This window comes from Paragemmobacter ruber, assembly GCF_009908315.1.
Classification (GTDB): domain Bacteria; phylum Pseudomonadota; class Alphaproteobacteria; order Rhodobacterales; family Rhodobacteraceae; genus Paragemmobacter; species Paragemmobacter ruber.
Genome location: NZ_JAAATW010000003.1, coordinates 679,081 through 703,517 on the forward strand (window position 1 = coordinate 679,081; position 24,437 = coordinate 703,517).

Sequence of the window (24,437 nt, forward strand, 5' to 3'; positions counted from 1 at the left end):
GGCTAATCCGGGAAATGCGAGACGATGATGAACATCACCGTGCCCGCCAGCGTGACGAGGAAGCTCCAGGTATAGAGCGCGAGGGCGAAGGGCTGCATCAGCATGAAGACGCCGAGGCCGATCAGCAGCGTGGCCAGCAGTTCCCACGGGCCGCGGCGCAGGCGCAGGAGGCCAGAAAGGAAGCGGGTCATCTGTGCCCCTCCGCGTGACAGGGGCGAATCTCCTTCGAAAATTCGGGCGTTGCGGGACGGTGCAAGGGTTTTTGGGTCATTTGCGCACGGCTCCGAAGGTGATCCCGCGCAGAAGGTGTTTGCGCAGAAGGATGGTGAAGATCATCACCGGCAGCAGGAAGATGGTGGCGCCGGCCGCGACGGCGGGCCAGTCCTGCCCGCCCACGCCGATGATGGTGGGGATGAAGGGCGGCGCGGTCTGCGCGGTGCCGGAGGTGAGGAGCACCGCGAAGGCGTATTCGTTCCAGGCAAAGATCAGGCAGAAGATGGCGGTGGAGGCGATGCCCGTCGCCGCCTGCGGCAGCACCACTTTGCGGAAGGCCTGAAAGCGGGTGTAGCCATCAATCAGCGCGGCCTCTTCGTATTCGCGGGGAATCTCGTCGATGAACCCCTTCAAGAGCCAGACGGCGAGGGAAATGTTCACCGCCGTGTAGAGCAGGATCATGCCCAGATGTGTGTCGGACAGGCCCAGTTCGCGATACATCAGGTAGATCGGGATGGCGACCGCGATGGGCGGCATCATGCGGGTGGAGAGGATGAAGAACAGAAGGTCATCCTTGAGCGGCACCTTGAAGCGCGAGAAGGCATAGGCCGCCAGCGTGCCAAGGAAGATCGACAGGAAGGTGGAGCCGAAGCCGATGATCACCGAGTTGAGGAAGCGTTCGCCAAAGCGCGAGGGGCCCGCGATGACCATGCCGCTGTCGCGGACGATCTCATCATACCATGTTTCGGGCGGTGGAAGGTTCTGGAACTCTTCCGCCGCGACGCGGGTGCGGGTGGTGAAGAGGTTCACATAGCCTTCGAGCGAGGGGTCGAAAACGACCTTGGGCGGGTAGCTGATGGAATCCGGCCCGGATTTGAAGCCGGTGGAGATGATCCAGACCAAGGGCAGCAGGGTGACGACCGCGTAAAGCGTGACGAGGAGGCCCGCGACGAGTTTTGAGCGACCGGTAGGTTCGGTGACGGAATAGGCGCTCATGCCTGGGCTCCCTTGGACTGTCTGGGTGACCCTGTGCCGGGCTTGACCCGGGGCCTTGCGGCGGCGGTGGCGCGCGGGCCGGTCAGAGGTTCCGGGGCATGCCCGGGACGGGGGTGGTGGGGGGCGGCGAGCGGGGACATCACCGTTCCTTCACCTTGTTCAGGGCCTTCACATAGATGGAGGCGAGGCCGAAGACGGTGACGAAGAGGATGATGGCATAGGCGGAACTGTATCCGGTGCGCCATTTCTCGAACGCCTCCCGCTTGAGGTCGATGGAGGCGAGCAGCGTCTCATTGCCGGGGCCGCCGCCGGTGAGCAGGACGACCATGTCGAACATCTTGAAATTCTCGATCCCCCGGAACAGCACAGCGAGCATCAGGAAGGGCAGCACCATCGGGATCGTGATCGTCCAGAACTGCCGCCATTTGGAGGCGCGGTCGATCTCGGCCGCCTCGTAGATGTAGTCAGGGATGGAGCGCAGCCCCGCGAGGCAGATGAGCATGACGAAGGGTGTCCACATCCATGTGTCCACGATGACGATGGACCAGGGCGCATAGCCGCCCGGGCCGAGCATCGAGAAGGACGAGGCCGGGGTGCCGGTGACCAGTTCGACGACGTAGTTCACGAGGCCGATCTGCGGCTGGTAGAGGAAGGTCCAGAAATTGCCCACCACGGCGGGCGACAGCATCATGGGCAGCACGATGAGGGTGGTGAGCAGATCGTTGCCCTTGAACTTGCGGTTGATGAGCCAGGCGAGGGTGAAGCCGATCAGGACCTGGAAGAACAGGGTCCAGAACAGGAAATGGGCCGTCGTCTGCATGTTGGCCCAGATGCCGTCATCGGTGAGGATGCGGACGTAGTTGCGCAGGCCCACCCATTCCACCTCTTCGTTCGGGCGGTTGGCGCGGTAGTTGGTGAAGGACAACCGGACCGTCCAGATCAGCGGGAAGATGTTGATCGCCAAGAGCAAAAAGATGGTGGGGGCGACGAAAAGCCAGGCGATGGCGCGGTCAGACAGGCCGCGCACCTTGCGGGCGATCGGATCGGGGGTGGCACGGGCGACGGCGGCGATGGGGTCTGGCATGATCTCGTTTCCCTGCGGGAGGAGAGGGCCGGGAAGGCCCCCTCACCCTGCCCTCTCCCCGATGGGGAGAGGGTGGCGTTGCGCTGTGAGAGGCCCCAGGCACCCGGCGGGGCAGCCGGGCGCACTCCCCTCTCCCCCGAACGGGGGAGAGGGGGCGGGGGAGAGGGGGATTAGAGCTTGCCTTCGTCTTCGAAGACTTCGGTCCAATCCGCGATCAGGCCATCGAGCGCCTCTTGCGCGGTGCCCTGATCGGCGACGACGTAGTTGTGCAGGCGTTCCTGCATCGCGAGCAGGAGCGAGGCGTAGGCCGGTTCCTGCCAGAAGTCCTGCACTGCCCCCATGGCTTCGAGGAAATCGCCCGCGAAGGGGGCGGAATTCACGAATTCCGGGTCCTCCAGCACGGCGCGATGGCAGGAATAGCCGCCCATCGACCACCACTTCTTCTGCACGTCGGGCTGCGCGAACCATTTGATATAGGCCAGCGCGCCATCCATGTTGTCGGTATAGGACACGACCGAGATGCCCTGACCGCCAAGGGTGGAGGCGGGCTGGTTCTGGGCCGGGTTCACGAAGAAGTCGATCTTGTCGCCCCCGGTGTTCGGATCGGCATAGAGGCCCGGGAAGAAGGCGAACCAATTCATCGCCATCGCCACTTGGCCCGATTTGAAGGCGTCAAGCGACTGTTCCATATAGGCGTTGTCATAGCCCGGAGGCGTGGCCGTCTTGTACAGTTCCTTGTAGAACTCCAACCCTTCGACCGCGGCGGGGGAGTTCACGGCGCCTTCCATATCATAGCTGCCGGGGGTGTTTTCGTACTTGAAGCCCCAGGCGTAAAGCGCGCCGGTCGCGCCCATCGTGATGCCTTCAGACCCGCGTTCGGTGAAGATCGAGGCGCCGTAGACCGTCTGGCCGTCGATTTCGCGCCCCTGGAAGAACTGGGCGATCTCGAGCAGTTCCTTCTGGGTCTTGGGTTCGGCCAGATCGCGGCCGTATTTCTCTTTGAATTCGGCCTGAATCTCGGGCCGCGCGAACCAGTCCTTGCGGTAGAACCAGCCGTTCGCATCGCCCATGGCCGGAAGCGCATAGTAGTTGGGCGTGCCCTTGGGCCATGTGGAATAGGCATAGACGGTCGCCGGGGCGAAATCGTCCATGCTGATGCCTTCCTTGTCGAAGAAGTCGTTCAGCTTGACGTAGTGGCCGTTCTCGGCCGAGCCGCCGATCCACTGGCTGTCACCGATCAAGAGATCGCAAAGCTGGCCGCCCGAGTTCAACTCGTTCAACATGCGATCGGCAAAGTTGGGCCACGGCACGAATTCGAAGTTCATCTTGATGCCCGACTGGGCCTCGAAATCCTTGGACAGTTCCACCAGCGCGTTGGCCGGATCCCAGGCCGCCCAGCACAGGGTCAATTCGTTGCTCTGCGCAGAGGCACCGCCCGCAAAACAGAGCGCAGCCGCCGAAGTGGCGGCAAGAAGTCTGGCCTTCATCGTCATTCCTCCCGGTTCAGATTTTGTCTGGCGGGCCTGTTGGGACGCTCCTCCATCCTCAGGCCTTCTGTGGGGAAACGATAGGCGCGGTTGGGCGAGTCTGTCCATCGAAATTTGAGGTACGTTCCTCAAATCTTAGTACGACATTTTTCCGCGCGGATTTCGCCTTTCAGATCAACCGTCAGGCGGCGTCGCTGTGGCGGCTTTCCTGTGGTTCTTGCGGCAGGTTCTCGCGGATCACGACCTCGATCCGCAGTTGTTCCTGCCCTTCGTCGATGGGCTGACGGTCGGCCTTGGCGCGCAGCACGCGCAGGGCGGAGCGCGCAAGATGACCGGGGTTCTGCGCGATGACGGCGTCGAGATGACCGGCCCGCAGCGCCTGCCGGGTATGCGGTGTCAGTTCGTGGCCGATCACCACGAAGCGGCCCAGAAGGCCGCGGTCGCGCAGGAAGGTGGCAAGGGCGCGATGTCCGGCGCCGAGAAGGTAGAGCCCCACCACGCCCGGCGTCGCGTCAAGGCAGTTGCCCAGCACGCTGTGCAGCGTTTCGGCCGTGCCATGGGTTTCCAGAGTCGGCAGCGCCTCGAGCGCGGGGAAATCGGTGAGCAGCACCTCATCAAAGCCGCGGCGGCGTTCGATGCTGTCACGCAGGAGCATGCTGTCGGCGATCACGAGCACGCGCCCGGAAAGCCCACGGCAGAAGCGGCCCATCAGCACCCCAGCCGTGCGCCCGGCGGCATGGCTGTCGATCCCGACGAAATGATCGCGCCCGGTGTTGGGCAGATCCGATCCGATGGCCACAAGCGCGATGCCCCGGGCGCGCAGGGCGCGCACGGCATCGCGGATCACCGGCGTCTCTGGGGCCATCAATGCGACACCGGCCACATCGGCGGGGTGAAGCGCGGCCAGATGGCCGACCAGAACATGCATGTCCTCGGGCGGGTAGCGCCGCAAGTCAAGCTGCAGGCGCGTCGCGGCGGCGAGCGCGGCGGCCTCTTCCAGCGCCTGTGCGAGGGTCTGCACAAACTGGCCGTCACCATCGGGGAGGAAGGCCACCATCCGATAGCTTCGGCTGCGGGCAAGGGTCGCTGCAGCCACGTCGCGGACATAGCCCAGACGGTTGATCGCCTCGGTCACGGCGTGGATGGTCTTGGGCCGCACCCCGGGGCGGGCGTTCAGCACGCGGTCCACGGTGGCGAGACTGACGCCCGCTTCGCGCGCAATGTCGTTCACAGTGGGTCTGGTCATTCTGCCACCCTCCCCCACGCGGTTGGGGAAGCATCCTTTATCCGGGCAGAAATGAGGTACGTCAATCAATCCTTGGTCGCGACATCGCGTCATAAGATGAAAAGGGCCCGATCACCCCTGCTGCCGGGTGATCGGGCCTGAGTATGTCGGCACGCTTTCAGGCGTGGGCGCGGGGTGCGCCGTGTCCGACGAGACAGACGATGCTTTCGATCCCCGTTGCAGAGATCGGCTTGGGAAGAAACCCGTTCATCCCGGCATCAAAACAGTTGCGGCGCGAGTCATCGTCGATGTGGCGGGTGAGCGCCACGATCGGCACCGTCGCGCCGCGGCGCGACGTGGCGCGCAGGCTGCGGGTGGTTTCCAGCCCGTCTTTGCCGGGCATGGCAAGATCCATCAGGATCAGGCCCACGTCATTCGTTGCTGCAAAGGCTGCGATGGCGGCATCGCCGTCTTCGGCCTCTACGACTTCGTAGCCGCGTGCCTCGATCAGCACACGGGCGACAAGACGGTTGATGGCGTCGTCATCCACGACAAGGATACGCGGCCTATCTGCGGGTGCGGGGCGATGAGCTGTCACGTCGTTAATCCTGCCTTGGGTAGCTTGAACTGTCGGCATTGCACTGACCTGCAATAAGGTATCGTCGGGCGCGGTGTGCTGCGGAGGCCCCCACCAAGACCTGACCCGCATCAACCTTGCATCCAAGGTGAGCGCAGTTCGGGAATCAGGCAATGGGGGGGAACGGCGCGCGGGGCGGATCCGGGGCCGGTTTGAATACCCCGTTTATCCCCCTAAACTTTGGTTTATGCGATTGTTTTGGCCGATTTGGCGGGGCTTTAGGGGGTTTGTTTCGCGCACCACACCAATAAGGCGAGCTGTGCGCGATTGTTTCCGTATCGGGCAAGGGCCGCGGGGGCGCTGTCAATCCGCCACGGGCGCCCAGAGCACGTCATCGATTCTCGGCGCCCCGGTGGCCAGCATGACAAGCCGGTCAAACCCCAGCGCGATGCCCGAAGCCGGGGGCATATGGGCCAGCGCGGCGAGGAAATCCTCGTCGATCGGATAGCGTTCGCCGTAGATGCGTTCCTTTTCGTCCATCTCGATCTGGAAGCGGCGGCGCTGTTCAGCGGGGTTGGTTAGTTCGCCAAAGCCATTGGCCAGTTCCACCCCGCAGGCATAGACCTCGAACCGCTCGGCTTCGCGCGGGTCGTCGGCGCAGGCGCGGGCAAGGGCGGCCTCGGCCGCCGGGTAGCGATCAAGCACGGTGATGCGGCCAAGGCCGAGATGTGGCTCGATCCGGGTGACGAGAACCTTGGAGAGGAGATCGGACCATGTATCATCCTCTGACACTGCCATCCCCTGCCCCGCCATCTGCGCGGCCAGCGCGGTGCGGTCAGGCGTGCCGTCGGCATGGATCGTGGCCAGAAGGTCAATCCCGGCATGGCGCGAGAAGGCCTCTGCCACCGAGAGCCGCTCATAGGGGGCGTGGGGATCGCAGGTGCGGTCGCGGTAGCGCAGAAGGGCCGCGCCAGCGGTGTCTGCGGCAAGGCGCAGGAAGGCGGCGGTGTCGTCCATGAGCACCGCATAATCCTCGCCCGTGCGATACCATTCGAGCATCGTGAATTCGGGCGAGTGCAGCGCCCCCCTTTCGCGGTTGCGCCAGACATGGGCAAAGGCCGCGATGCGGGTTTCGCCCGCCGCGAGCAGCTTTTTCATCGCGAATTCGGGGCTGGTGTGCAGATGCATCCGCCGCGCCGCGCCGTCATGGCCCAAGGCATCGGTGGTGAAGGCGTGCAGATGCGCCTCGTTCCCCGGGGACACCTGCAGCGCGGCGGGGTCCACTTCCGTGAAGCCCTGCGCATCGAACCAGCGGCGCAGCGCTGCCTGGATGCGGTTGCGCGCCAGCAGCACGGGGCGGCGGTCGGCGTGGCGGGTGGGATGCCACCAGGGGGTTGGTGCGGCGTGGTCGGTCATGGCATGGCGCTTTCGGTGCGGGGCGCGTTTGGGGCGTAGCGCTTTCGGTTTGAGATTTGGCGAAAGATGCGCTAGGTGCAGCGCCAATCGCCTGCTGGATTAAGCGGGCTTACCCGAAACCGCAAGGAAACGACCCCGTGAAAGTCATCGCTTCTTCCCTTCGCAAGGGCAACGTCGTCGAGATGGACGGCAAGCTTTACGCCGTGCTCAAGGCCGAAAACTTCCACCCCGGCAAGGGCACGCCCACGACCAGCGTGGACATGCGCCGCATCTCGGACGGTGTGAAGGTGTCGGAACGCTGGCGCACCACCGAGATGGTGGAGAAGGCCACCGTGGACGAACGGGAGTATGACTATCTGTACGAAGATGGCGAAGGCTATCACTTCATGGAGCCGAACACCTATGAACAGCTCGTCGCCACGCCCGATGTGGTGGGCGAGGACAAGGTGTTCCTGACGGAAGGGATCAAGGTCTTTCTGCGCACCTTCGAGGGCGTGCCGATCGCGCTGGAACTGCCGCAGAAGGTGGTGGTGGAGATCACCGAGACCGAGCCGGTGGTGAAGGGGCAGACGGCGTCTTCCTCGTACAAGCCGGCGATCTGCTCGAACGGGCTGCGCGTGATGGTGCCGCCGCATATCGGGGCAGGCACGCGGATCGTGATCAATACCGAGGATCATTCCTACGTGGAACGCGCGAAAGACTGATCCTGTCGCAGGGCGTGCGGCAGACCGGACGGGCGCCTTCGGGCGCCCCTTTTGCGTTTTTGCCGCGCGCCGCAGTGCAAGGCGGAAGGATGTTTCGCTGCATCGGCAAGGATGCACCTGCAGAAGAACAGCGTTTGGCGGATTGCCGCCAGTTGGAACGATGTTCTGGAACCGGGGAAGATTTCAGAACCCGAAACATTGCGTGATGCTGTATTCTTGGGTGGAATCGAGTCCGAGGAGCACTGCCATGCCAAAGACATTGTCGATGACCCGCGCCGCCCCTGCCCGTTCGGCAGCACCGTCCGACAAGGGCAGCCAGCGTGCGGCAATCGTTCTGTTCCTGCTGGCCTATATTGCCGTGCTGGGCGTGCTGTTCGCACCCAAAGGCTTTTTCCTGGGTGAACCCGCGCCGGTGACGCAGAACGCGTCCGTGACCGAGTGATGGGCGCGCGCCGCCCGGCGTGGCGGCGGATGCAACAGTGACCGTGCGACCTGCGATTGATCGGGGCTGACGCTTGCCCCCCCTTCCGCCCTGTTCTAATCAGAACGGGAGCAAGGCAGGGAAAGCATGCGTATCCTGATCACCAATGACGACGGCATCAACGCCCCCGGGCTGGCGGTGCTGGACGAAATCGCCCAAGCCATTGCCGGGCCGAAAGGCGAGGTGTGGACGGTGGCCCCGGCTTTCGAACAATCGGGGGTCGGCCATTGCATCAGCTACACCCATCCGATGATGATCGCGAAGCTCGCCCCGCGCCGCTACGCCGCCGAGGGAAGCCCGGCAGATTGCGTGCTGGCAGGCCTCTATGACGTGCTGGAGGGCGCGCGGCCCGATCTGGTGCTGTCGGGGGTGAACCGGGGGAACAACTCGGCCGAGAACGTGCTGTACTCCGGCACCATCGGCGGGGCGATGGAGGCGGCGCTGCAGGGTATCCCGGCGATTGCCCTGTCGCAGTTCTTCGGCCCCGAGATGGAGGGGATGGCCGATCCGTTCGAGACCGCCCGCCGCCATGGCACGGGCGTGGTGCGCGCGCTGTTGGACCGCGGGATCTGGACGAATGACGACTACCGGGTGTTCTACAACGTGAACTTCCCGCCCCTGCCCGCCGACCGGGTGAAGGGCGTGAAGGTCGCTGCACAGGGCTTTCGGCGCGACACCGCCTTTTCGGCCGAGGCGCAACTGTCGCCCACGGGACGGCGCTATCTCTGGATCAAGGGCGGGCCGCAGCAGACGCCCACCCTGCCCGGAACGGATGCGGCGGTGAACCTAGACGGCTATATCTCGGTCACGCCGATGCGGGCGGACCTGACGGCGCATGATCTTTTGTCTGATCTCGAGGCGCGGCTGGCATGACGGGGGGGGCGGACTTTGACGAGGATGGGTCCGCCGCCGAACGGAAGATGCGCTTTCTCTTTGCCTTGCGGTCGCGTGGCGTGACCGATGCCCGCGTGCTGTCGGCGATGGAGGCCATCGACCGGGGGCATTTCGTGCGCGGTCTGTTTGCCGAACGCGCCTATGAGGACATGCCGCTACCCATCGCCTGCGGCCAGACGATCAGCCAGCCCAGTATCGTGGGGATCATGACGCAGGCCTTGGCCGTGCAGCCGCGGGACAAGGTGCTGGAGGTCGGCACGGGGTCGGGCTATCAGGCCGCGGTCCTGAGCCAGCTCGCACGCCGGGTGTATACGGTGGACCGGCATCGCAGGCTGGTGCGCGAGGCGGATGCAATCTTTCGCGCGCTGGACCTGACCAATATCACGGCGATCACGGGCGATGGCAGCTTTGGCCTGCCCGATCAGGCGCCCTTTGATCGCATCATAGTGACGGCCGCCGCCGAAGACCCGCCCGGCCCCCTATTGGCGCAGTTGAAAACCGGGGGTATCATGGTATTGCCCGTCGGGCAGTCGGACACCGTGCAGAGCCTGATCAAGGTGACGCGGACCGAGAGCGGATTTGACTATGACGAGCTTCGCCCGGTGCGTTTCGTGCCGCTGGTCGAAGGCATTGGCACGGAATGAATGGAATGGCTTCGGGGTTTCAACCCGGACCGTCGGCAAAGAGGCAGAGCATGACCCATCCACCCCGGACGTTGCGCGCAGTTGCACTTTCGACGTCGCTTCTGGCGCTGGCCGCCTGCACCGGTGGCCAGCCGGGCATGCTGAGCGATCTGGACTGGGATTTCCGCAGCGGGGCGGGCACCTTTGACACGACCGATGCCGCGCGGCAGGCGACGGCCGCCCGGCCCACGCCGGATGCCAACGGGGTGATCAGCTATCCGGGGTATCAGGTGGCCGTGGCGCGGCGCGGGGATACGGTGGGCAGCGTGGCCGCGCGGGTGGGGCTGAACCCGGCAGAACTGGCCAGCTACAACGCCATCCAACCCAACGCCCCCCTGCGCGATGGCGAGGTGCTGGCCCTGCCCCGCCGCGTGGCGGCGGCGGGCAGCGGGGCAGGCGCGGGTGCAGTCATCAGCGGGGGCAATGTGGCGGCGGCACCGCTGCCCTCGACCGGGGGCGGCGCGGTCAGCGTGACGAGCATCGCCACCACCGCGCTGGACCGCGTGGACAGCGGGGCGGCGGCCCAGCCTGCGGCGGCACCGGCGCCGAATGACAGCGCGCTTGGCGCCATGGCGCCCACGCGGCATCAGGTGAAGCGGGGAGAGACGGCGTTCTCCATCGCGCGTCAGTACAACGTCTCGGCACGGGCGCTGGCCGACTGGAACGGGCTTGGCGCAAATCTGGAGGTCCGCGAAGGCCAGTATCTGATGATCCCCACGCCCTCGGGTGCGCCGCCCGAGCGCACGGTGGAGGCGGTGACGCCGCCGGGAGCAGGCTCACCGACGCCGGAGCCGCCGTCGGCGGCCAAACCCCTGCCGGATGAGGAGACGGTTCCGGCCGCGCAGGGGGCGCAGGGTCGGCCAGCTTCGCCCGATCTGGGCGAGGCACGCACGAGCGCCTCGGCCGCGCAATTCGCCATGCCGGCGGCTGGCAACATCATCCGCGGCTATGAACCGCCCCGCAATGAAGGCATCGACATCGCCGCCCCGGCAGGCACGCCGGTCAAGGCGGCGGCAGCGGGCACGGTGGCGGCCATCACGCAGGACACCGCCCAGACGCCCATCGTGGTGATCCGGCACGAAGGCGGGCTGCTGACCGTCTATGCCGGGGTGGCCGGGATCACCGTGAAGAAGGGCGACACGGTGACCAAGGGGCAGACCATCGCGAATGTGCGGTCGGGCGATCCGTCCTTCCTGCATTTCGAGGTGCGGCGCGGCGCGGCGAGTACCGACCCGATGCCCTTCCTTCGCTGAGGCAGGGGGGGCAACAGCCCCCCCCGGCCCCCCCTTGCGCCCCTGACTGAGGGCGTTTCGCGAGGGGTGATTTTCTTTTTGGGTATCTTTCCCAAGGTGAAAGGGCGAAGGGAACCAGCCAAGACCCCGCCGTTTGGCGTATGCCCATGGACCTGACGCGAGGTGGGGCGTCTTTGGTTGGGATGCGTCAGGCGATCCGGCTGACCAGCACCTTGTCGATGCGGCGGTCATCGAGGTCGATGATTTCGAACCGGTACCCTTCGGCGGCCGTCGATTCCCCCAGACCCGGCAGCCGCCCAAAGAGATTGAGCACCAGACCGGCCACGGTTTCATAGCCACCCGCCAATTCGCGCGGGATGGCAAGCCGATCGCAGAATTCATCGGCGGGCATCCAGCCCGAGACGAGGAGACTGCCATCCTCGCGCTCCAGCAGGGCGGGTTCGTCTTCTGACTGGACAGCGACGGTGCCGGTGATCGCCTCGAGAATATCGCCAGAGGTGATGATCCCTTCGAAATGGCCGTATTCGTCATAGACGAGCGCCAGATGGTGGGCCGATCCGCGCAGGATGTCCATCACGTCCAAGGCATCGGCCTTGTCCGACACTACCGGCACTTCGCGCAGGAGCCGCGCGGGATCGAGGCTTTGGCGGCGCGACAGGGCATCGAAGGCATCGGTCAGGGTGATGATGCCCACGACTTCGTCGGTTTCGGGGTTGCGCACGGGCATACGCGGGCGACCGATGCGGCGGATCGCGGCAACGGTTTCCCCGGGCGAGGCGGTGATGTCGAGCATCTGCACCTCGTGCCGCGGGGTCATCAGGGCGCGGGCGGTCCGATCGGCAAGGCGCATGACGCCGGCCATCATCTCACGCTCTTCGGGTTCGATGAGGCCTTCGGCATGGGCCTCGGTCAGAAGGGTGTGCACCTCTTCCTCGGTCACTTTCCCGCCGCCTTCGCCCGAGGCCCCGAGCAGGCGCAGCAGAAGCTTGCCCGACCGATCGAGCAGCCAGACGATCGGCGCGGCGACCCGGGACAGAAGGTTCATCGCCGGGGCCACGCGGATGGCGATCGCCTCAGGGTTGCGGAGGGCGAGTTGCTTGGGCACCAGTTCGCCGATGATCAGCGAAAGGTAGGTCAGCATCACCACAACACCGCCCACCCCGAGGGTGGAGGCGAGATCGGCATCAACCCCCTGCCCTGCCAGCCAGCCCGCCAGCCGCGCGCCCAGCGTGGCGCCCGAAAAGGCGCCGGACAGCACGCCAACAGCGGTGATGCCGATCTGGACGGTGGACAGAAAGCGACCAGGGTCTTCCGACAGTTGCAGTGCTGCCGCCGCGCCCCGCGATCTTGCCTCAAGCGATTTGAGCCGCGCCGGTCGGGCCGAAACGATGGCCAGTTCGGACATGGCGAGCACCCCGTTCAAAACGATCAGGGCCACGACGATAAGGATTTCGGTGAGCATCGGATGCCAAATGGAGAAAACAGGGGCGATAGATAGGGTAAACCACGGGCTGCCGCAAGCGGCCCGCCCCGCGCGAGATCAGAGACGAACGCCTTCGCGCGCGGCGAGATCGCAGAAGAACTGCCATGCCACACGGCCTGACCGCCCGCCGCGCGTGGCCTGCCATTCGATGGCCTCGGCCCGCAGGCGATCTTCCGCAACCATCACGCCATGCGCCGCGCAATAGCCGCGGATCATGTCGAGATAGTCATCCTGACTGCAGGGATGGAACCCGAGCCAGAGGCCGAAACGATCCGAGAGCGAGACCTTTTCTTCCACGGCCTCGGACGGGCTGATGGCGGTGGAGCGTTCGTTTTCGATCATGTCGCGCGGCATTAGATGGCGGCGGTTCGACGTGGCGTAGAAGAGCACGTTTTCCGGCCGTCCCTCGATCCCGCCATCCAGCACGGCCTTCAGGCTTTTGTAATGCTGGTCATCATGGCTGAAGGACAGGTCATCGCAGAACAGGATGAAGCGCAGGGGGGAAGCCGCCCGCAGATGGTGCAAGAGGCGGGTGACGGAGGGCAGATCTTCGCGCGAAAGTTCCACGATCTTCAGGTCATGGCCTTCGGCGCGGATCGCCGCATGAACCGCCTTCACGAGCGAGGATTTCCCCATACCGCGCGCGCCCCAGAGAAGCGCGTTGTTGGCCGGAAGGCCCATCGCGAAATGCCGGGTGTTTTCAAGCAGGGTGTCGCGCGACCGGTTCACCCCGAGCAGGAGGCCGATATCCACCCGCGCCACGCGGGACACGGGTTCCAGCCGGTCAGGCTGGGTGTGCCAGGCGAAGGCCTCGGCCGTGAAGTCGGGCGCGGGCATCGGCGCCGGGGCCAAGCGTTCCAGCGCGGCGGCGATGCGGGTCAGCGCGTCTTCGGTCATGCCTTGGGGCTGTCCTCATCGACGACATCATCAACCCAGAGCCCTTCGGCGCGCAGTGCCGCCTCGCGCTTCCTCTCGATCCGGCGGATGAGGAAGATGGAGATTTCATAGAGGGGGTAGATGGCAGAGAAGAGGATGATCTGCGACATCATGTCGGGCGGTGTCACAACCGCGGCGACGACGAGGATCAGCACGATGGCATAGCGGCGCATGCCTGCAAGACCGGCCGCCGAGACAAGCCCCGCCTTGCCCATCAGGGTAAGTAGCACGGGCAATTGGAAGCACAGGCCGAAGGCCATGACGAAGCTGGTCGTCAGCGAGAGGTATTGTTCCATCGAACCCTGGAACACGATGCCCGCGGGCGCGTCCGTCGCCGGGGTGCCGGTGGTCAGGTCGCCGCCGTAGCCCTGCTGGAAGTTCAGGAAGAAATCGAAGGCGATCGGCAGCACAAGGTAATAGGCGAAGGCCGCGCCGAGGAAGAACATCGCGGGCGAGGCCAGAAGGAAGGGGAGGAACGCCTGTTTTTCAGATTTGTAGAGGCCGGGCGCGACAAAGCGCCAAAGCTGATAGCCGATGATCGGGAAGGACAGCGCAAAGCCCCCCATCACCGAGATGCGGATCGCCACGAAGAAACCTTCCTGCAGCTTGATCAGCACAAGCCCGCAATCCTGCTGCCGTGAGGCGAGCGCGTCGCAGATGGGCTGCGTGAGGAAGTTGAAGATCGGGTTCCACACGCTGAAACAGATCACCATGGCCACGAGAAAGGCCGCAAGCGAATAGAGGATCCGGTTGCGCAGTTCGGTCAGGTGTTCGATCAGCGGGGCAGAGCTGTCGTCTATCTCTTCGGTTTTGGCGGTCATCTCATTCCTCGCCGGTCAGGTCGCCAAGGATGCCGTCGCCGGTCTCCTTGCGGGCGGGCGGGGGTGCGGCAGGTGTGGCTGCGGGCGCGGGCGGCTGGCCCACGGCGCGCAGCTTTTCTGCGGCTTCCTGCGCGATGGCCTTGCGTTGCGCCTGTTGTTCGGCAAGCGCGGCGGTGGCAGGCCCCATCGCGGGCGCGGCGACCGCCTCAGCGGCTTGCGTGGGCGTTGCGGCGGCCGTCTGGGCTGGCGTCGCGGGCATTGGCGGTGGGGTGAGCGGTGCGCGGGGCGGGGTGGGTGATGTGGGGCGTGCCGCGTTCTTGAGCGGGTCCCATTTTTCGAACTTGTCGGCCGCGCTTTTCACGGCTTCCAGCCCCATGGATTTGGGCGATGCCACGGTCTTGAGGTCTTTTGCCACCTCATCCACCCCGGTTTCGCGCGCGGCCTGTTCCATCGCGCGGCTGAAATCGCGCGCCATGGCACGGGCCTTTGCAGTAAAGCGCCCGAGCGTCCGGAACATTTCCGGCAGGTCCTTGGGGCCGATCACGATCAGCGCGACCACCCCGATGACCATCAACTCGGTCCAGCCGATTTCCATGCGCGATCCTCCAGCCTGTCAGCCCGTGGGGGCGTTCAGACCTTGTCCTTGTCAGCAGCGGCCGGAGCGGCGGCGGTGGCGGGCGTCACATCACGCGCGCTGTCGGCGGCCTCTTTCTCGATCTCTGCCTGACCATCGTTCACGCCCTTCTTAAAGGCGGTGATCCCTTTGCCGACCTCGCCCATCAGCGCCGAAACCTTGCCCTTGCCAAACAGCACGAGCACGACAACGGCGATGAGAAGAAGGCCGGGAAGACCGATATTCTGTAGCATGGCATCTCTCCATCCTGAGGGCCCGGAGCGCGGGCGATGATCCATATCCTGAGCGTTTGAATAGGGCGAAGGGCGGGCGCGATTAAAGGGGAAAAGGGCTTTGCTCATCGCTCAACTGACAGTATTTTGTCAGTTGCCCCAGCAGGATGGCCCAATGAAACGCGACGACCGTCTTTACGACCTGATCCAGATCATGCGCGACGGGCGCCTCCACACGGCGGCGGAACTTGCGGCGGCGGTGGGTGTTTCGGCCCGTACGATCTGGCGCGACATGGCGGTGATGGCCCAGACCGGCCTGCCGGTGGAGGGGGAGCGGGGGCTGGGCTACATCCTGCGGTCGCCGCTGATGCTGCCACCCACGCTGATGACGGCGGATGAGTTGGAGGCGCTGGTCGAAGGGCTGCGCCATGTTGCCGAGGAGGACGCGAACCCGCGCGCGCGGGCGGCGCGGTCCCTGCTGAGCAAGGTCGCGACCCTGATGCCGCAGGCGGGGATCGAGCCGGAGGGGTAAAGGCTGCCGACAGGCTGTTGTCAGTTGGACCCTGTCAGAAGGGGCGCACCCTGATATGTCGAAGGCAAGACATGATGCGCCCGATCCTGACCCTTGCCCCAGCCTTTGCCATCGCCTTTGCCCTGGCCCCCAGCCTTGCCCCCGCAGATGGAGCGCGGGGCGCGCCTGCCCCTTGCGTGAAGGTGGTGACCTTCCGCCTTGTGCCCGGGACGGAAGAGGCGGCCTTCCTTTACGCCGCGCGCGCGACGGAGGGATCACTGCGGAAACAGCCCGGTTTCCTGCGCCGCCGTCTGGTGCAGGGGGGCGACAGGCAGTGGTCCGATTGGGTGGAGTGGCGCGACGCGGCCTCGGCCCATGCGGCGGCCGATCCGCCGGTCTGGATCTTTCCGGGGGCGGAAGCGCTGGCCGCAGCCCAGCACCTGCCGGACCTGCGGCGCGCGATCCGGCTGGGGGCGTGTCTGGACGCTGGCCACATGGTGCGAGGCGCGCGGGGATTTCCGCAGCTTCCGCGTGGACCAGATCGCGGAGGTGCGCGACACCGGGCGGGTGGCGCGCCCCGAGACGGGGCGTGATCTTGCAGCCTAGCAGGCGCAGGCGGGGATCAGCGGCTGACCGGGAAGACGAAGCAGCGGTCGCGGCGGATCATCAGCCAGAGCGCGGTGCCGGGCTTGGGAAGGAAAACCCCGGGGACAGAGGCGGTCAGGATGGAGCCGTCATGATCCATGCGGAAATCCACAAGGCTTTCGCGGCCCAGATAGCGGGCGCGCTGCAACACCCCGCGGGCGGGCGTGCCGTCCTGCGCGGTGGGATTGGGGCCGCGACCGCCGCGGTCAAAGTCGATCTTCAGGTGCTGGGGACGGATGATGATTTCCACCTCGGCCCCATCGGCGAAGCCGGGGGTGAGGAAGGCGCCGAAGGGCGTATCGGTCAGCGCCCCGCGCGACGTGCCACGGATCACGTTGATATCGCTGAAGAAAGCTGCCGCCGCCTTGTCTACGGGCTTGTTGTAGATGTTGTAGGGCGCGCCCCGCTGCACGATGCGCCCGCCGCGCATCAGCGCGATCTCGTCGGCCATGCGCATCGCCTCGTCCGGTTCATGGGTGACAAGGACGACCGCGGTGCCTTCCTCTTTCAACACCTCGAGCGTGGTGTCGCGGATGCCGTCGCGCAGGCGGTTGTCGAGGCCCGAGAAGGGTTCATCCATCAGCATCACGCGCGGACGCGGGGCCAGCGCGCGGGCCAGTGCCACGCGCTGCTGTTCGCCGCCGGACAGCTGATGCGGGTGTTTGGGGCCGTAGCCGGACAGGTTGACGCGTTCCAGCAATTCCTCCACCCGGCGCTGCCGCGCCGCGCGGTCGGTGCCCAGGCCGAACGCCACGTTCTGCGCCACCGTCAGATGCGGAAAGAGCGCGAAATCCTGAAACATCAGGCCGACAGAGCGCGCCTCGGGCGGGGTGAAGGTAGTGGTGTCGCAGATCAAGCGCCCGTCGATGCGGATGCTGCCGCGATCCGGCCTGTCCACCCCGGCGATCATGCGCAAGGTGGTGGATTTGCCGCAGCCGGAAGGCCCGAGGAGGCAGGTCACCTGCCCCGCCGCCACCTCGAGCGAGACATCATCCACGACCGGCGCGCCACCGAAGGCGCGCGACAGGCCAGAGACGACGAGGCGGGGCGGCGAGGTGTCGGGCATGGGTTCCCTAGAAAATTGATCGGGAATGTCCCTAGCAGGCAGGGCGGGCAGCGGCAAGCGCCGCGGGCCGCCCTGCCCTGCCCCAGCGATCACAGCGTGGCGAGGGTCTGCCCACCATCGAGAAGGATGTTCTGCCCTACGATGAAGGCCGCCTTCTGCGAGCAGAGGAACGCGCAGGCCGCCCCGAAATCCGCCGGGTCGCCATAGCGGCGGGCGGGGATCGACGCCTCGCGCCGGGCGCGCGCCTCTGCCATGCTGATGCCTTCGGCCTTGGTCACCCCCTGATCGAGCGATGTGGCGCGATCCGTGGCATGGATGCCGGGCAAGAGGTTGTTGATCGTCACGCCATAAGGCGCCACCTGCCGCGAGGTGCCCGCGACATAGCCTGTCAGCCCCGCGCGGGCCGAGTTGGAAAGGCCAAGCTGCGGGATCGGCGCCTTGACCGATTGCGAGGTGATGTTGACGACCCGGCCCCACCGCCGGTCGATCATGCCGGGCAGCAGCGCCTTCATCAGCGCGATGGGCGTCAGCATGTTGGCATCGAGCGCACGGATGAAATCGTCGCGCGTCCAATCCGTCCACAGCCCCGGGGGCGGGCCGCCCGCATTGGTGACCAGAATATCCACCCCAGCGGCGGCCTGAAGCACGCGGTCCCGGCCTTCATCGGTGGTGATATCGGCGGCAATTGCGGTGACGTTCACGTTATGGCGGGCGCGGATGGCGGCGGCGGTCGCCTCCAGCGCCTCAGCCCCGCGCGCGTTCAGGATGAGGTCCACCCCGGCCTCGGCCAGCGCCTCGGCACAGCCTTTGCCCAGCCCCTTTGACGAGGCACAGACCAAAGCGCGCCTTCCCCTGATGCCCAGATCCATCCCGGCCTCCCTGTCTGATTTGCCTGCCATGCGTAGCGGCCCGGGCGCGGGGCGGCAAGGGCGCGCTGCACCAGTGGACGCGCCGCGCGCTTTGGGATAAGGGCGCGTCATGCTGGACAATCGCCCCACCCTTCCGCCCGAAATCGCCCGACGCCGGACCTTTGCCATCATCGCTCACCCCGATGCGGGCAAGACGACGCTGACCGAAAAGTTCCTGCTGTTCGGGGGCGCCATCCAGATGGCCGGTCAGGTGCGCGCCAAGGGCGAGGCGCGGCGGACGCGGTCGGATTTCATCAAGATGGAGCAGGAACGCGGGATTTCGGTCTCGGCCAGCGCCATGAGCTTTGATTTCCGCGAGTTCCGCTTCAATTTGGTGGATACGCCCGGCCACAGCGATTTTTCCGAAGACACCTATCGCACGCTGACGGCGGTGGATTGCGCGGTGATGGTGATTGACGGGGCCAAGGGCGTGGAAAGCCAGACGCGCAAGCTGTTTGAAGTCTGCCGCCTGCGCGACCTGCCCATCCTGACCTTCTGCAACAAGATGGACCGCGAGGCGCGCGACACCTTCGAGATCATCGACGAGATCCAGGAAAACCTGGCCATCGACGTGTCGCCGGCCAGTTGGCCCATCGGTCAGGGGCGGGATTTCCTTGGCTGCTATGACATCCTGAACGACCGGCTGGAACTGATGGACCGGGCCGATCGCAACCGGGTGGCCGAAACCATCCAGATCAACGGGCTGGACGACCCGAAACTGGCGGAACATGTGCCTGCCGACCTGCTGGCCAAGTTGCGGGATGAACTGGAGATGGCGCGGGAACTTCTGCCCGCCTTTGACCGAAACGCCCTGCTGAACGGGTCCATGACGCCGATCTGGTTCGGGTCGGCGATCAATTCCTTTGGCGTGAAGGAATTGATGGATGGCATCGGGAAATATGGCCCCGAACCGCAGCCGCAGCCCACCGCGACGCGCAAGGTGGCGCCGGAAGAGGCGCCGGTGACGGGCGTGGTCTTCAAGGTGCAGGCCAATATGGATCCCAAGCATCGCGACCGGGTGGCCTTTGTCCGCCTTGCGTCGGGGCATTTCGAGCGGGGCATGAAACTGCTGCATGTGCGGTCGAAGAAGCCCATGGCGGTATCGAACCCCGTCCTATTTCTGGCCGCCGACCGGGAATTGGCCGAAGAGGCCTGGGCGGGCGACATCATCGGCATCCCGAACCACGGCCAGTTGCGCATCGGGGACGCGCTGACCGAGGGCGAGGCGCTGCGGTTCACCGGCATCCCGTCCTTCGCGCCGGAACTGTTGCAGGGCGTGCGGGCGGGCGATCCGATGAAGGCCAAGCATCTGGAAAAGGCGCTGATGCAGTTTGCCGAGGAAGGCGCGGCCAAGGTGTTCAAGCCCATGATCGGATCGGGCTTCATCGTGGGCGTGGTGGGCGCGCTGCAGTTTGACGTGCTGGCCAGCCGGATCGAACAGGAATACGGCCTGCCCGTGCGGTTCGAGCCGTCGCAATTCACCAGCGCGCGCTGGGTGGCAGGCCCGAAGGATGAGGTGGACCGCTTCGTCAACGTCAACAAGGGGCATATCGCCACCGACAATGACGGCGACATGGTTTATCTCACGCGCCTGAAATGGGACATCGACCGGGTGGAGCGGGATTATCCCCTGCTGAAACTGACCGCGACCAAGGAAATGATGGCCTGACCCGGCCTGCGCGTCACATGCGACGGCAGGCTCGGACAGGACGCCCTGCAACCCGCGGGACTGGTGCGCCAGATCACGGCGTCGTTGCCATCCCGCCCTCCCAACAGGCCGCCAAGGCCACAAAACCCGTGATTTCTTGGGGTCTCAAGGGTTGTCAGCCATGGCAAACCTTGACCCTGCAGGCCATTTCCGCTAGATGCCCGACAGGTGGCGTGGCCACCCTCGACGCCGGGACGCCCGGACAGCAGCGTCCCTTCACCTTTGCGGGCCGATCCCGCATCTACAAGGACGCTTATGACCAAATTCTCCGATCTCGCGCTGGACCCGCGCGTACTTCAGGCCGTTGCGGAAGCGGGCTATGAAACCCCGACGCCTATTCAGGCGCAGGCCATTCCCCATGCGCTGCAGGGCCGCGACGTGCTGGGCATCGCCCAGACCGGCACGGGCAAGACCGCAAGCTTCACCCTGCCGATGATCACCCTTCTGGGGCAGGGCCGCGCCCGCGCGCGGATGCCGCGCAGCCTCGTGCTGGCGCCCACGCGGGAACTGGCCGCGCAGGTGGCCGAAAACTTCGACATCTATGCAAAGCACACCAAGCTCACCAAGGCACTGCTTATTGGCGGCGTGTCCTTTGGCGAACAGGACAAGCTGATCGATCGGGGCGTGGACGTGCTGATCGCCACGCCGGGCCGTCTGCTTGACCACTTCGAACGCGGCAAGCTTTTGCTGACCGGCGTGCAGATCATGGTTGTGGATGAAGCGGACCGCATGCTCGACATGGGGTTCATCCCCGACATCGAACGCATCTTCCAGCTGACTCCCTTCACCCGCCAGACGCTGTTCTTCAGCGCCACCATGGCGCCCGAGATCGAGCGCATCACCAACACCTTCCTATCGAACCCGGCCAAGATCGAAGTGGCACGCCAGTCCACCACATCGACGACGATCGACCAGAAGCTGATCCAGTTCACGCCTTCGCGCAAGGATCGCAGCTTCACCGAAAAGCGCGCGCTGCTGCGGGCGTTGATCCGGGCCGAAGGCGAAAGCTGCACCAACGCCATCATCTTCTGCAATCGCAAGATGGATGTGGATGTGGTGGCCAAATCGCTCAAGTCGCATGGCTTCAATGCCGCCCCGATCCACGGCGATCTGGATCAATCCGTGCGCACGCGCACTCTGGACGGTTTCCGGGATGGGTCTGTTCATCTGCTTGTCGCCTCTGACGTGGCGGCGCGCGGGCTGGACATCCCGGCGGTGAGCCATGTGTTCAATTTCGACGTGCCGAGCCACCCGGAGGACTATGTCCACCGCATCGGGCGCACAGGGCGCGCGGGCCGTCTGGGCAAGGCCTTCACCATCGCCGTGCCGATGGATGACAAGTATCTCAGCGCCATCGAGAACCTCGTGAAGCAGCCGATCCCGCGCGGCGAGATGCCCGAGGGTCTGGATCTTGCGAGCGAGGCGTCAGACCGCCCGCGCGAAGAGCGCAACCCCCGCGGCGGCCGCGAGTCCGGTCGCAGCCGGGGAGGAAACGGCCGCAACGACCGCGCCCCGCGTGACCCGCGGGCCGAGGCCCCCGCCGCCGTGGAGAAGCCCATCGAACTGGCCGAGAACCCCACACCGCAGCCGCGCCGCGAAGACCGGCCGCGCCGCGAGGATGAGCGTCGCTCGGACGGGCGCGGCGATGACCGTCGGACGGATGGGCGTGACCGCCGGGATGATCGCAGGGATGACCGTCACGATGACCGCCGCGATGACCGTCGGTCGCGGGATCGCGACGACCGCAGCGGTCCGCCGGTGGTGGGCATGGGTGATCATGTGCCGGACTTCATCCTGCGCAGCTTCAAGATCGCCAGCCCGGCGAGCGACGACACTGAAGAAGACATGGCCGCCAGCGGCACCGAAGGCTGATCTGCGAGACGCTTCGACCCAAGACGCAAAAGCCCCGCATCGCGGGGCTTTTTTGTAGCTTGGGGGGCGAAAATTCTTCATCGAAGAATTTTCCAGTCACAAATTTTCCATGAAAAATATGGCGTCCTTCGCAGAAGGACGCGTTGGAAAATCTTCGTCGAAGATTTTCCGCCCTACTCCGCCATCAAGCGGCTGACCACGACCGTCACCTCGGGCTTCTTGCCGATTTCCTCCATCGCGACCTGCCGCACGATCCGGCGCAGCGCCTCGTCCAGCTTGTCGTCGTCGCGCAGGATCTTGCGCCCTGCCCCGTTCAGGAACTCGGCGAGATCGGCTTCCATCGTTTCGGCCAGCGGGCCCGATCGCCCCTTGGTGGACAGACCCATGATCTCCACCCATGCGTCGCCCAGAACTTCGGCATCATCGTCGAGGATCACGGTCACCATCACATGCCCGTTCAGCGCCATGCGGATGCGGTCACGGATCACCCCTTCCAGCGCGCCCACAAGCGAACTGCCGTCCAGGTAAAGGCGTCCTGTCTCGATATGGCCGACAACGGTCGGGGCCTCGCCGCTCAGGTCCACCATCATGCCATTCGTCACCACGGCCGTACTGATGCCCGCTTCGGCCCCGATGCGGGCGTGTTCGCGCAGGTGGCGATGTTCGCCATGCATGGGGATCAGCATGTCGGGCACAAGCAGCCGGTGGACATGTTCCAGATCGGGGCGGTTGGCATGGCCCGAGACGTGGTATTTGCCCCCCGCATCGTCCATCACATCCACGCCCATCTCCGAAAAGTTGTTCACGATGCGCAGAACGTCGCGTTCATTGCCCGGGATCGTCTTCGATGAGAACAGGAACAGATCGCCCTGCTTCATTTCCATCCCCAGATACTTGCCGCGCGACAGCTGGGCGCTGGCCGCCCTGCGTTCGCCCTGCGACCCGGTGACGATCAGCATCAGGTTGCCGCGCGGGATGTCGGCGGCGTCTTCGGGCGCGACAGTGCGGGGAAAGTCGGTCAGGACGCCCGCCTGTTCCGCTGCCGCGACCATGCGCTTCATGGCGCGGCCCATCAGGCAGATGGACCGGTCCGCCGCGCGCGCGGCTTCGGCCAGCGTCTTCAACCGGGCCACGTTCGATGCGAAGGTCGTCGCCACGACAAGACCGCCGCGCCCGGCGACCAGGTCACGGATCGGTTCGCGGATCGAACTTTCCGATCGCCCCGGATGCAGCGAGAAGACATTGGTGGAATCGCACATCAAGGCCTTGATCGGGCGCTCGGCGGCCAGTTCCGTGAAGCGCCCATCTTCCCATGGCTCGCCCACAACCGGATTGTGATCCAGCTTGAAATCGCCGGAATGGACGATGCGGCCGGCAGGCGTGTCAATCACAAGCGCGGCGCTTTCGGGGATCGAATGGCTGACAGGCACGAACTGCACCTTGAACGGCCCCGCTGTCACCGTTTCTGGTCGCGGCAGGACGGTGCGGATCATCTCGACAGGCAGACCGTGCTCTTCGAACTTCAGGCGTCCGACCGTTGCCGTGAAGCGGCGGGCATAGACCGGTTTCTGCAGGCGGGGCCACAGGTGCCCCAGCGCGCCGATGTGATCTTCATGCGCGTGGGTGATGAAGATCGCCTCAAGCCGGTCGAGATTGTCCTCAAGCCAGCCCAGATCGGGAAGGATCAGGTCCACCCCCGGCGTCGTGTCCATGTCGGGGAATGTGACCCCAAGATCGACAAGGATCAGCCGTTCCTTGCCGGCCGGGCCATAGCCATAGACATAGGCATTCATGCCGATCTCCCCGGCGCCGCCGAGGGGAAGATAGATCAGCCGGTTTGCGGTCATGCGGTTTCCATTTCCTTGTTGTAGCGGTCGATGAGCATCAGGCCATGCATGGTCAGGTCATCCTCGACGCTGTCAAATAGTGCGGTATCCTGCGCGAAAAGGGAGGCGAGGCCGCCGGTTGCGATCACCTTCATCGGGCGGTCGCGTTCCTTGCGGACCTCGCGCACGATGCCTTCGATCAAGCCGATATAGCCCCAGTACACGCCCGACTGCATGCAGGCCACCGTATTCGTGCCGATGGCGCGGGCGGGGCGGCTGACATCCACATGCGGCAGGGCCGCGGCGGCCATGTGCAAGGCCTCGAGGCTCAGGTTCACGCCGGGCGCGATGACGCCGCCGATATAGGCCCCATCGGTATCCACCACATCGAAGGTGGTGGCGGTGCCGAAATCCACCACGATCAGATCCCCGCCATGCCGGTCATGCGCGCCCACCGCATTCACCAGCCGGTCGGGGCCGACGGTCGTACCCTGATCCACGCGGGGGGCCACGGGCAAGCGACATTCCGGCTTGCCCACGACCAGCGGACGGCAGTCGAAATAGCGGTTGCACAGGACGCGCAGGTTGAAGACCACGCGCGGCACGGTGGAGGAGATGATGGCATCGGTCACCGTGGCTTCGGTCTTCGTCAGCATCATCAGGGAGGACAGCCAGACATAGTATTCATCCGCCGTCCGCTTGTGATCGGTCGCGATGCGCCAGGTGGCGATGAAGCGGTCGCCGTTCCAGATGGAAAAGACGGTATTTGTATTGCCGCAGTCGATGGCGAGGAGCATGCGTG

25 protein-coding genes are annotated in these 24,437 nt (G+C 65.4%); 9 read left to right on the forward strand and 16 right to left on the reverse strand.

Going from position 1 to position 24,437, the window contains the following annotated elements:
- Nucleotides 1–2: 2 nt before the first annotated feature.
- The 7 genes from GU920_RS15505 to epmA form a co-directional block, all read right to left on the reverse strand.
- Complete coding sequence (locus GU920_RS15505) at nucleotides 3–191, reverse strand: hypothetical protein (RefSeq protein WP_161767968.1); 189 nt, start codon at nucleotides 189–191, stop codon at nucleotides 3–5.
- A 76-nt stretch (nucleotides 192–267) separates the two neighbouring features.
- Nucleotides 268–1,209, reverse strand: coding sequence for a carbohydrate ABC transporter permease (locus GU920_RS15510; protein ID WP_161767969.1), 942 nt, complete (start codon nucleotides 1,207–1,209; stop codon nucleotides 268–270).
- Between the two features lie 139 nt (nucleotides 1,210–1,348).
- Nucleotides 1,349–2,293 carry a carbohydrate ABC transporter permease gene (locus tag GU920_RS15515; protein ID WP_161767970.1) on the reverse strand — a complete coding sequence of 315 codons (945 nt, stop codon included), beginning with the start codon at nucleotides 2,291–2,293 and terminating at the stop codon, nucleotides 1,349–1,351.
- A 170-nt stretch (nucleotides 2,294–2,463) separates the two neighbouring features.
- Nucleotides 2,464–3,780, reverse strand: a complete 1,317-nt coding sequence (locus GU920_RS15520; RefSeq protein WP_161767971.1) for an ABC transporter substrate-binding protein — start codon at nucleotides 3,778–3,780, stop codon at nucleotides 2,464–2,466.
- A gap of 181 nt (nucleotides 3,781–3,961) precedes the next feature.
- Nucleotides 3,962–5,026 (reverse strand): LacI family DNA-binding transcriptional regulator, encoded by a 1,065-nt coding sequence (locus GU920_RS15525; protein ID WP_161767972.1) that lies wholly within the window; start codon nucleotides 5,024–5,026, stop codon nucleotides 3,962–3,964.
- A 157-nt stretch (nucleotides 5,027–5,183) separates the two neighbouring features.
- Nucleotides 5,184–5,603: a response regulator gene (locus GU920_RS15530; RefSeq protein ID WP_161767973.1), complete on the reverse strand. Its 420-nt coding sequence runs from the start codon at nucleotides 5,601–5,603 to the stop codon at nucleotides 5,184–5,186.
- Between the two features lie 342 nt (nucleotides 5,604–5,945).
- Nucleotides 5,946–6,998, reverse strand: a complete 1,053-nt coding sequence (epmA, locus tag GU920_RS15535; protein ID WP_161767974.1) for an EF-P lysine aminoacylase EpmA — start codon at nucleotides 6,996–6,998, stop codon at nucleotides 5,946–5,948.
- Between the two features lie 137 nt (nucleotides 6,999–7,135).
- On the opposite strand from epmA, the gene efp reads away from it, so the two are divergent.
- The 5 genes from efp (at nucleotide 7,136) to GU920_RS15560 (ending at nucleotide 11,013) form a co-directional block, all read left to right on the forward strand.
- Complete coding sequence (efp, locus tag GU920_RS15540) at nucleotides 7,136–7,702, forward strand: elongation factor P (protein WP_161767975.1); 567 nt, start codon at nucleotides 7,136–7,138, stop codon at nucleotides 7,700–7,702.
- Between the two features lie 247 nt (nucleotides 7,703–7,949).
- The gene (locus GU920_RS15545) at nucleotides 7,950–8,144 is read left to right on the forward strand and encodes a hypothetical protein (protein ID WP_161767976.1); all 195 of its coding nucleotides are present in this window, start codon (nucleotides 7,950–7,952) and stop codon (nucleotides 8,142–8,144) included.
- Between the two features lie 126 nt (nucleotides 8,145–8,270).
- A complete protein-coding gene (surE, locus tag GU920_RS15550; RefSeq protein WP_161767977.1) occupies nucleotides 8,271–9,056 on the forward strand; it encodes a 5'/3'-nucleotidase SurE in 786 nt (261 codons plus the stop codon).
- Entirely contained in the window at nucleotides 9,053–9,721 is a 669-nt protein-coding gene (locus tag GU920_RS15555) for a protein-L-isoaspartate(D-aspartate) O-methyltransferase (protein WP_161767978.1), read from the forward strand. Before surE ends, GU920_RS15555 begins: the two co-directional genes overlap by 4 nt.
- Nucleotides 9,722–9,771: 50 nt before the next feature.
- Nucleotides 9,772–11,013 carry a M23 family metallopeptidase gene (locus GU920_RS15560; protein WP_161767979.1) on the forward strand — a complete coding sequence of 414 codons (1,242 nt, stop codon included), beginning with the start codon at nucleotides 9,772–9,774 and terminating at the stop codon, nucleotides 11,011–11,013.
- A gap of 187 nt (nucleotides 11,014–11,200) precedes the next feature.
- On the opposite strand, the gene GU920_RS15565 is transcribed toward GU920_RS15560, so the two are convergent.
- From GU920_RS15565 to GU920_RS15585, 5 genes are all read right to left on the reverse strand, one after another.
- A complete protein-coding gene (locus GU920_RS15565) occupies nucleotides 11,201–12,475 on the reverse strand; it encodes a hemolysin family protein (RefSeq protein WP_161767980.1) in 1,275 nt (424 codons plus the stop codon).
- Between the two features lie 78 nt (nucleotides 12,476–12,553).
- On the reverse strand, nucleotides 12,554–13,393 hold the full coding sequence (locus tag GU920_RS15570; protein ID WP_161767981.1) for an ATP-binding protein: 840 nt from the start codon (nucleotides 13,391–13,393) through the stop codon (nucleotides 12,554–12,556).
- Nucleotides 13,390–14,253, reverse strand: coding sequence for a twin-arginine translocase subunit TatC (tatC, locus tag GU920_RS15575; RefSeq protein WP_161767982.1), 864 nt, complete (start codon nucleotides 14,251–14,253; stop codon nucleotides 13,390–13,392). Before tatC ends, GU920_RS15570 begins: the two co-directional genes overlap by 4 nt.
- 1 nt (nucleotide 14,254) lies before the next feature.
- Nucleotides 14,255–14,848, reverse strand: a complete 594-nt coding sequence (tatB, locus tag GU920_RS15580; protein WP_161767983.1) for a Sec-independent protein translocase protein TatB — start codon at nucleotides 14,846–14,848, stop codon at nucleotides 14,255–14,257.
- A gap of 35 nt (nucleotides 14,849–14,883) precedes the next feature.
- Nucleotides 14,884–15,120 (reverse strand): twin-arginine translocase TatA/TatE family subunit, encoded by a 237-nt coding sequence (locus GU920_RS15585; protein WP_161767984.1) that lies wholly within the window; start codon nucleotides 15,118–15,120, stop codon nucleotides 14,884–14,886.
- A gap of 154 nt (nucleotides 15,121–15,274) precedes the next feature.
- Between GU920_RS15585 and GU920_RS15590 the strand changes: the two genes are divergently transcribed.
- Both GU920_RS15590 and GU920_RS19845 read left to right on the forward strand, forming a co-directional pair.
- Nucleotides 15,275–15,631, forward strand: a complete 357-nt coding sequence (locus GU920_RS15590; protein WP_161767985.1) for a helix-turn-helix transcriptional regulator — start codon at nucleotides 15,275–15,277, stop codon at nucleotides 15,629–15,631.
- Nucleotides 15,632–15,985: 354 nt separating this feature from the next.
- Nucleotides 15,986–16,216 (forward strand): WYL domain-containing protein, encoded by a 231-nt coding sequence (locus tag GU920_RS19845; RefSeq protein ID WP_328799296.1) that lies wholly within the window; start codon nucleotides 15,986–15,988, stop codon nucleotides 16,214–16,216.
- A gap of 16 nt (nucleotides 16,217–16,232) precedes the next feature.
- Here the strand turns inward: GU920_RS19845 and GU920_RS15600 are convergent, their stop codons facing one another.
- Nucleotides 16,233–17,321: an ABC transporter ATP-binding protein gene (locus GU920_RS15600; RefSeq protein ID WP_161767987.1), complete on the reverse strand. Its 1,089-nt coding sequence runs from the start codon at nucleotides 17,319–17,321 to the stop codon at nucleotides 16,233–16,235.
- Between the two features lie 89 nt (nucleotides 17,322–17,410).
- Complete coding sequence (locus GU920_RS15605; RefSeq protein ID WP_161767988.1) at nucleotides 17,411–18,190, reverse strand: SDR family oxidoreductase; 780 nt, start codon at nucleotides 18,188–18,190, stop codon at nucleotides 17,411–17,413.
- 109 nt (nucleotides 18,191–18,299) lie between these two features.
- Here GU920_RS15605 and GU920_RS15610 point away from each other — a divergent pair, with 109 nt between their 5' ends.
- Nucleotides 18,300–19,898 (forward strand): peptide chain release factor 3, encoded by a 1,599-nt coding sequence (locus GU920_RS15610; protein ID WP_161767989.1) that lies wholly within the window; start codon nucleotides 18,300–18,302, stop codon nucleotides 19,896–19,898.
- Nucleotides 19,899–20,192: 294 nt separating this feature from the next.
- The gene (locus GU920_RS15615; RefSeq protein WP_161767990.1) at nucleotides 20,193–21,809 is read left to right on the forward strand and encodes a DEAD/DEAH box helicase; all 1,617 of its coding nucleotides are present in this window, start codon (nucleotides 20,193–20,195) and stop codon (nucleotides 21,807–21,809) included.
- A 173-nt stretch (nucleotides 21,810–21,982) separates the two neighbouring features.
- On the opposite strand, the gene GU920_RS15620 is transcribed toward GU920_RS15615, so the two are convergent.
- Nucleotides 21,983–23,656 carry a ribonuclease J gene (locus GU920_RS15620; protein WP_161767991.1) on the reverse strand — a complete coding sequence of 558 codons (1,674 nt, stop codon included), beginning with the start codon at nucleotides 23,654–23,656 and terminating at the stop codon, nucleotides 21,983–21,985.
- Nucleotides 23,653–24,432 (reverse strand): type III pantothenate kinase, encoded by a 780-nt coding sequence (locus GU920_RS15625; protein WP_161767992.1) that lies wholly within the window; start codon nucleotides 24,430–24,432, stop codon nucleotides 23,653–23,655. Before GU920_RS15625 ends, GU920_RS15620 begins: the two co-directional genes overlap by 4 nt.
- Nucleotides 24,433–24,437: the final 5 nt, after the last annotated feature.